Source organism: Stenotrophomonas sp. GD04024, assembly GCF_029837545.1.
Taxonomy (GTDB): Bacteria; Pseudomonadota; Gammaproteobacteria; order Xanthomonadales; family Xanthomonadaceae; genus Stenotrophomonas; species Stenotrophomonas forensis.
The window spans coordinates 1-7223 of record NZ_JAOEDV010000128.1 but is presented as its reverse complement, the minus strand read 5'-3'; the positions used below and the strand labels follow the sequence as shown (position 1 = coordinate 7223).

4 protein-coding genes are annotated in these 7223 nt (G+C 65.7%); all 4 read right to left on the bottom strand.

Annotated elements, in window-relative coordinates; all coding sequences use genetic code 11:
• Nucleotides 1-2861: TonB-dependent receptor (locus N7590_RS21465; protein WP_164241805.1), on the bottom strand; the 2861-nt coding region annotated here is incomplete at its 3' end.
• A gap of 70 nt (nt 2862-2931) precedes the next feature.
• On the bottom strand, nt 2932-3831 hold the full coding sequence (locus N7590_RS21460; RefSeq protein ID WP_053511392.1) for a helix-turn-helix transcriptional regulator: 900 nt from the start codon (nt 3829-3831) through the stop codon (nt 2932-2934).
• 115 nt (nt 3832-3946) lie between these two features.
• Nucleotides 3947-6274 carry a winged helix-turn-helix domain-containing protein gene (locus tag N7590_RS21455; protein ID WP_164241786.1) on the bottom strand — a complete coding sequence of 776 codons (2328 nt, stop codon included), beginning with the start codon at nt 6272-6274 and terminating at the stop codon, nt 3947-3949.
• A gap of 259 nt (nt 6275-6533) precedes the next feature.
• Nucleotides 6534-7205, bottom strand: coding sequence for an ion channel (locus N7590_RS21450; RefSeq protein ID WP_164241785.1), 672 nt, complete (start codon nt 7203-7205; stop codon nt 6534-6536).
• Nucleotides 7206-7223 lie beyond the last annotated feature (18 nt).

Here is a 7223-nt window from a genome sequence, read left to right as displayed (position 1 = left end):
CAGAAGCGCTGGGTGTACTTCATGTAGTAGAAGCGACCGATATCGAAGCCACCGTAGTAGGAGAAGCTCGAGTTCGGCTGGCTGTACATGACCGGGCCTTCGTGGTTGAACACGTTGTTGGCACCGAGCGAGACAGTGGCCTGCCACGGCAGGTTGTAACGCACCTGCACGTCGTGGAAGGTGTTCGAACCGACCTTTCGGCTCGGCTGGCCCAGGGTATAGGCCGAGGTGAAGTCAGGCAGGTTGCACTCGGTATCGTAGGAGCACGGCTCCTTCATGCCCGAGTAGTAACGCACGCCCCAGTTCACGCCCAGGTTGCCCAGGGTCCAGTCGACATTGAGGTTCGAACGGACGCGGAAGTTGGCACCCCAATCGCCGGTCGCCCAGCTGGTGTGCTGCTCGACCGGGGTTTCGGCCTCGTTGTCACGCTTGTACTCGAGGTAATCGACGTAGGTGGTCTTCCAGTCGATGACGAACTTGCCGAAGGAGAACTCCGGCAGGCGGTACTTGACGCCCAGGTCGTAACCTGCGGTTTCCTGGTAACCACCGTTGATCAGGGTACGGGTGACGTCGACCACCTGGTTGACGGTGCGGCCGTCGGTGCCGCGTTCGAAACGCTCACACGCCGACGCCACGCCCAGCACGTAGCACTGGTTGAGGATCGAGGTCACCGACTCGGCGGCGATCACGTTGTTGATGCGGATCTTCCACCAGTCGAGGCTGACGTCCAGGCCCTGCACGAAGTTCGGGCTGTACACCAGGCCTGCGGTCCAGGTCTTGGAGGTTTCCGGCTTCAGTTCCGGGTTGGAGCCCGACTCGAAGGCGCTGTAGGACTGGGTGCCCGGGCCGGTCGACTGCGCACCGCCGGAGGTGATCTGGCGGAAGTTGGCCGGAACGCCGCCCGCCTGGCAGGCTGCGGCAACCGACGGGTTGCGCGCGGCCGAGCCGAAGCTGCTGTCGCACGGATCGGTGTAGGCGTCGAAGGTCTGCGACGTGCCACCGTACATGTTGGAGATGCTCGGGGCGCGGAAGCCGGTCGAGTAGGTCGCACGCACCAGCAGGTCGTCGATCGGCTTCCACTTCAGGCCGAACTTGCTGTTGATGGTGTCACCGAAGGTGTTGTAGTCCGAGTAGCGGCCGGCCATGTCGAGCGACAGCTCCTTGGCGAACGGCATGTCGGCCAGCACCGGCACGTTCAGTTCGACGTAGAACTCGTCGAGCTTGTAGCTGCCCTTGGTCGGCTTGCCGGCCAGGTCGGTGCTCAGGCCCGACTGCAGCAGCGCATCCGGGTTGTACTCGCCGCTTTCTTCGCGGTGCTCGTAACCGGCCGCGATGGCCAGCTCACCGGCCGGCAGCGAGAACAGCGAGCCACCGATGTTGGCGCTGTAGGCCTTGGTGGTGTTGGTGTAGGTATCGTGGCTCGGCAGGTACAGGTAGGCCTGCAGGGCCGGATCGGCCAGCGAGCCGTTGCCGGTCGAGCCGTACGGTGCCAGCGGGTTCCACGGGGTGCAGCCGGCGATGACGTGGCCCGGGGTGCCGCAACGGGCAACGTCGCCGTCCATGAAGGACGGGCCGACCGCATTCTGCACGTTCGGGATGAACAGGTTGCCGGTGCCGGTCTTCACGCCCTTGTTCTGGTTGTAGACGTAACCCACGTCCCAGTCCCAGAACTTGTCGCCGAACTCGAACGAACCTTCCAGGCCGGCCGAGAAGCGGAAGGTCTCCTGCTCGGATTCGGTCTGACGCGGCACTTCGGAGGTACGACGGATGAATTCCGCGTCCTTGCCCAGCGGGTTGTAGATGCTGTCGGCCGACAGCGGGGTGCCGTAGACCTCGGACTGGTACGGGTAGCCGGCGATCTGCTGGGTGGCCGTACGCTTGGTGTACAGCACGTTCGCGGTGGCGCGGATGTTGTCGGTCAGGTCGTAGTTGCCATTGGCGAACACCGAACGACGGGTCAGCTTGTTCTGCAGCCACATTTCCTGGCTGGCATTGGTGTAGTCAGCCGTGCCGAACTCGCGGAAATCGGCCATGGTGTTGCCCGAGCCGTTGTTGCCACGGGTGTACCAGACGTCGTCGTTCGCGTCCTTCGGGGTGCCCATGTCATCAATCAGCACGCCGTGGTTGGACGCCGGCGACCAGCCGTTGGCATCCGAATCGGTCGGGTTCGGGTGGAAGCGACCGTTCGGGTAGCGGCTGAAGGAACGATCCTTCGCCCAGACCGGATCTTCCTTGCTGTACTCGGCACCGAAGGTGATCGAGCCGCGCTCACCGGTCTGGCCGTAGACGAAGTTGTAGACCTGCTTCTCGCCGTCGCCCTGGCCGTACTGGCCGCCGTAGACGCTGGCTTCCAGGCCGTCGAAGTTCTTGCGGGTGATGATGTTGATCACGCCGGCGATGGCGTCGGAGCCGTAGATCGCCGAGGCGCCGTCGGTCAGCACTTCAATGCGCTCGACCACCGAGGTCGGGATGGAAGCCAGGTCGGTGTAGCCGCCGGTGCTGACGCCCATGCGCTTGCCGTCCAGCAGCACCAGGGTGCGCTCCGGGCCCAGGCCGCGCAGGTCGACGTACTGGCCGCCCACTTCTTCGCCCGAGGTCAGGGCGTCGGCACGGCTGATGGCCGGCGAACCGGTCGCCGACAGGTTCTGCACGATATCGCCGACGCTGGTGAAGCCCTGCTTCTCGATGTCGGCGCGCTGCAGCGCGATCACGGGCTGCGCGGTTTCCATGCTCGCCTGGCGGATGCGCGAGCCGGTGACCGAAATGCGGTCCAGGTCGGTCGTGGCCTTCGCTTCCTGGGCGGAAGCAAAGGCCGGCGCCAGCGCCAGCGCGATGCCGGCGGGCAGCAGGCCGAGCCGCACTGCGGGATTACAAACGTTCATCTATCTCTCCAAGGTACGTGTTAGCAGCGTGTTAAAACACCCCAGCACGTTACGATTGCGTTGCGACGCTGTATTTGCGCGACCCAACCAGAGACTTTGCAGAATGTGGCGGCAGAACCCCGCCGTTTTCGCGGAAGCGTGAAGCGGACTGGCCATAGCGGGCGCGGAAGGCGCGGGCGAAGCTGCAGCAGTTGTCGAATCCGCTGGCAGCGGCGACCTCACCCACCATCATGTCGGTGTCACGCAGCAGATCGGCGGCCCGTTCCAGGCGCAACCGTGCCGAAAGCGACTGAGGACTCTCTTCGTAGAGGCTCTGGAAGGTCTTGGAGAGATACCAGCTGGAGAAGTTGGTCAGCTCGGCCAACTCACCGATGCGCACCACGCGATGGCTGTTGCCCTCCAGGTACAGCCTTGCGCGCTGCATGCGCCCGAACACCTGGCGCTTGCGGCTGCGCGAGCGCCCCGGGCAGCGCTGCACGTTCTCGGCCAGGCCCCGCTGCAGGCTTGCCAGATGCAGCAGCAGCGGCCTCAGTGCATGGGCCGGCTGGGCACTGGCCAGCGCATCGCGCCACAGCCGCAGGCCCACCCGGGCGTCGCTGCGGTTCAGGCGGCCACGACCGGCATACAGGCCACAGTCGGCCATCTCGGTCAGCACCCGCAGCGCTTCGACGTTCAGGTTCAGGCCCACGCACAACCCGTTGCGGCCGGCCTGCACCAGCGGCCGGGACTCCTTCTCGAATGCGATCCACTCGCCCTGGCGCAGCCGGAAGCGACCTTCCTTGGCTTCGACCCAGGAACTGCCACGCACCTGCATCCACACCGTGAAGCTGCTTCCCGCCGTCTGCAGGCTGCCCAGCCGGGCGACGCCCAGGCAGGTCGGCGTACCTTCATCGAGGGACTTGTCGAGAGAGACGGTTTGGCCGCGATCGGCCAGCGAGAGTTGACGCATGGGGGCACCATGGATTTGCCTAGTACAGGCCTCCGTTTTGCCCAATCGGGCGGCAGCGCGTCAGGAAAGTCTGCCGAGATCGCCACGAATTCGCGGCGAGAACGGCACGAAAAAATTACGAAGAAAAATTCTTCTTGAAAATCAAAAGCCTGGAGAACGCCGGAAACAACGTCGGCGCCGGCGGAGGCAGCTGCATGACGCCGATGTCGGCACCATCGCTCACGGCCAGTGCCACGTACAGATCACGACCATCGGCGCTGGCACTGATCCCGTTGCCCGCGCTGAGCCTTTGTGCATCCAGGCAACGCTCCGGGGCCTCGACACCGGCCTCGATGCGGACCAGGGTCGTGCCACACCGGGTAGAGGTTCCCAGGTAGCCGACAGCGCCACTGCCGGCGACCGTCCAGGTGCGATAACGCCAGCGGCTCGGCCGGTCCTCGCTGATCTGGCGCACGCTGGCCGACGAAAGCGCCGGATCGACCGACCACAGTCCGCCAGCCGCCAGGCGCGTGAACAGCACCCGCCCGCTGCCACGATCGAAACGGGCCTGCGATACCCCGTCGATGCTGGCCAGCCGGCGCCAGGGCTGGATACTGCGATCGAACAGGCTCAACCGGGTGCGCTGGTCCGCATCGCGTTCAACCACCAGCAGCTGGTCCTCGGTTGCACCGTACAGGGCCTGCAGCGGCTGCTCCACCGGTACCGGCAACGCCTGCAGGCGCTCATCACGCGGTGAGATCTCGTAGATCACCGTGCGCCCGTGCTCATCGCGCCCCACCACCAGCAGGTGACGGCTGTCGGCGGCCCAGTCGGGTGCCTGCCGCCCCTCTGGCCGCAGGCCCTCGATCGGCCGCAACGAGTCCGGCCGCTGCATGTCGGCCCACCACAGATCGAAACTGCCGGAACGATCGGAGGTGAAGACCAGCTGCCGGCCATCGGGCGCTGCCATCGGCTGGCCATCGCGGCCACTGGAAGCGAACAGGCGCTGCGCGCTGCCGCCATCGGTCGGCACCTTGAACACACCGAACTGCGCACGCCGGTGGACGAACGCCAGCACCCCGCCATGCCGCGACACCGCAGGCCACTGCGCATCGTCCAGGCCGGCGTCACGCAGCGTGCGGCGTTCAACATCGAGGTAGTACAGGCGCGCCTCGCTGTCGACACGCCGCCCGAACACGATGGTGCGGCCATCATCGACCCACGCCCAGCCCCGCTGCTCGGCCGCTTCGTTGGTCAGCTGCTCCGGGACGCCGCCACCGGCCGGCATCCGCCACAGGTCGCCCATCTGCGGATTACGCACGAACACCAGCCACTTGCCGTCCGGCGAGTAGCGCGGCGCATAGTCGAAGTCGTCCGCATCGACGCTGTAGTCCAGGGCATTCCATTGACCACTGGCCAGGTCCAGCACCCGGATGCCGCGATGCGCATACCGCCCGACCATGCTGCCGAATACCAGCCCACGGCCGTCGGGGGTCCAGTCGAAACTGAGCAGTTCGGTGCCGTCACAGCGTGTCGCCTGGCGCAGCGCGCCGCCCGTAGCGCTGGCAATCAGCACCTGGCAGCCGCCTTCGGCACTGAATCGTGCAAAGGCGATCTCGCGGCCATCCGGCGACCAGCTGGGAAAACGATCGCTGGCGCCCACCGGGGGGGCCAGCAACTGGCGCGCGGGCGCATTGCCCGAGGTCTGCACCTTGACCGCTCCGCCGCCCTTGCCGTCCTCGTTGGCACCTTCGTAGGCGACCTGGGAACCATCGGGGGAGAGTGTTGGATAGGTCTCAAAACCACTGGTCGCGGTAATCAGCCGGTAGGGCCGCTGCGGGCTGCCGATCACGCGGACACCGTTCTCGACAGCCGCATCCACCGGCGAACTCGCCACCGGGGCCCGGCGCAGCAGCAGCAACGTCAGCACAATCACCGCCGCCAGCATCAACAGGCCTGCCACCAGCAGCACCTTGCGCCGGACCTGGCGCCAGGTCCGGCGCAGGCCCGGTGCCGGCACCGCGATGCCGACGGGAACCACGCCTGCGGCGCCTGCCAGCGCCAGCGGCGGATCCGCGATCTCACCGATCTCCATCGCAGGCTCGGGCGCTTCCAGCACCTGGACCGGTACCAGCAGCCGGTAGCCGCTCTTGGCGATGGTCTCGATATAGGCCTGGCCGTTGTCGTCGTCGTTGGCAAACGCCTTGCGCAGCTGCGTGACCGCCTGGGTCAACACGTCGTTGGTCGGCAGCGTGTCAGGCCACACTTCGGCAAACAGCTCCTCGCGGGTGACCACCCGGCCGGGCTGCCGCAGCAGCACGCGCAGCACACCCAGCGCCTTCGGTGTCAGCCGGCGTGGACGACGCGCACCCGCAACTTCGACCTCTCGCGAGGACAAAGTGACGACACATTCGCCAACCTGGATGCGGTCGGCCTCGGGCGGCTGTGTTTCGCTGCTGTTCATTTTCCGATATACAGTAGGGACGGGCCTGGGCAGGTTTCACCAGCGATACCGTCCCCATGCAGGGACAACAAAAAGCCAGATTCCGCACAAAGCATCGGCGCATACCGCAAAAACAATTACGCGTACCGATATTAGCCTAAGCCGGTTACCCCGCCTATGACGGGGTCGACACTCAGGCTCTCTCTCGCCGACGCATTCACATAATCTGCATCACCATTCGCGCCCCTGTGGGCGCGAAATTTTTATCTGGCGTTCATTTTCACATGCGCCGGAGCATCGTCAGTCCGACCAGTCGTGAAACCACCAGCGCGACATACATGACGCCCGCGAACTGTTCCAGCATGACCAGTGCCCGCGCCTGCGGATGCAGCGGCACCACATCGCTCAATCCCACCCCGGACAACAAGCTGAAGCTCAGATAAAGCAATTCCATCCAGCTGCGCTGCGGCCCCTCGCCCGTGCCCTGGAAACTGCCCGGGTACCACTGCTGGCACACCGCGAACGTAAACGCGAAAGCCCAGGCCAGCAGGGTGAAAGTCGCGCCGGCCGCAAACAGCTCATCGCGGGTGACTTTATGGTCCTGCAGCATGTAGGCGATCAGCGCACCGGCCGTGTAGAAGTACAGCAGGCTCTCCAGCAGCTGCGCCGTGGTCAGCAGCGCGCTGCGGTCCAGCAGGGCGCCGGCCAGCGAGAACACTACCGAGGGGATCGCCAGCAGCAGCGCCAGCCAGGTGCCCAACGGACTGCGCTGCACCACCCACAGGGCAAGGCCAAGCACCGCCATCCCGAACATGCCCAGCGCCGCGCGGCCGGCGGCGGTGTCATCCAGGGCGGGATACAGCAGCACCGCCAGCAGTTGTGCACCCAGCAGCCAGGCCGAGGGATGGCGGCGGGCAATGGCCAGCCAGCGGGTGGTCATGGCAACAGGCATGGCGTCCTTTCCCCGGGG